This window comes from Pedobacter sp. 01T416_2, from assembly GCF_056398925.1.
In genome coordinates this window covers 1-1,257 of the sequence record NZ_JBFTQI010001145.1, presented here as the reverse complement: position 1 = coordinate 1,257, position 1,257 = coordinate 1, and the positions used below count along the sequence as shown (strand labels likewise).

Annotated in this window: 1 protein-coding gene and 1 pseudogene; both read right to left on the bottom strand. The window is 38.4% G+C overall.

What is annotated here, in order from left to right:
• Nucleotides 1–225: pseudogene (locus tag AC1DPQ_RS28095) on the bottom strand (phospholipase); the annotation flags it as partial.
• A 149-nt stretch (nucleotides 226–374) separates the two neighbouring features.
• Nucleotides 375–1,257, bottom strand: an 883-nt coding sequence (locus AC1DPQ_RS28090; protein ID WP_477611617.1) for a glycoside hydrolase family 3 C-terminal domain-containing protein, incomplete at its 5' end; no start/stop codon positions are given.

The window sequence follows — 1,257 nt, the reverse complement described above, 5'->3', positions numbered from 1 at the left end:
ATGTACCAGTTGACTGGTATTGTCATTCCCCCTTTCGCCGCTTCCATGGAGGAAGAAGATGATCGGATATTTTTGGTCGGGATTAAAATTCTCGGGAAAGAGGATTCTGTAGTAAATAGAGTCCATTCCTTTGATATAGCTTCCCTTGTCGTATTTTTTTAAGTCTTGAGCGTTTAAAAAGAGTACAGAAAAAAGAATGCAGATGGTAAAAAAAATCTTTTTCATCCGTTTTATATATTTTAAAGTTGATGAAGCTATCATGATTTGTTATTTCAAGGTGTGTTTTGATAAATTATGATGGTTTCATTTAACAAAAATAGAAAACCCTGGCTACTTTACAATAGCACAGGGTTCATAACCAAACCTAATTGTCTTTATTTGAGTGTAAAAGATGCTTCTTTTACATCGCGTGAATTTGTGCCAATGAATACTTTAAAATCGCCGGGTTCAGCCACGAATTTTAGATCAGCATTGTAAAACTTAAGATCATTTTCGGAAATGCTGAAAGTGACGGTTTTACTTTCTCCGGCTTTTAAATTAATCTTTTGAAAACCTTTTAGCTCTTTTACTGGACGGGTAATACTTCCCACAAGATCTTGAATGTATAATTGAACGACCTCTTTACCCTCATATTTACCCGTATTACTTAGCGTAACCGATGCCGTGATCGTTTTCCCTTTGGTTAAGGTATTTGAACTTAATTTAACATCGCTATAATTAAACGTGGTATAGCTCAGGCCAAAACCGAATGGATATAAAGGATCGTTGCTTACATCTAAATAGTTGGAACGGAATTTTTCGAACCATTTACCCTCTGCCAGCGGTCGACCGGTGTTTTTATGTGCATAATACAAAGGCACCTGACCTACATTTTGAGGGAAAGTTGCACTCAGTTTACCTGAAGGATTAACATCGCCAAAAAGTACATCGGCAATTGCATTTCCTGCTTCACTACCCGGGAACCAAACATTTAAAATGGAAGGAATATTTTCCTGCTCCCAGTTTAATGCCAACGGACGACCGGTAAACAACACCAGTACCACTGGTTTGCCAGTTTTAGCCAGTGCTTTTAACAGGTTTTTCTGTGTCTCGGGAATCTGGATATCGGTTACACTACTGCTTTCGCCTGTAAATTCAGAACCTTCGCCAATGGTAGCCACAATAACGTCCGATTTTTTAGCAATCTCTAGCGCTTCCTTGATCATTTCTGCTTCGGTTCGAGGATCGCGTTTGTAAGTGGGATTGTGGATGTTAACA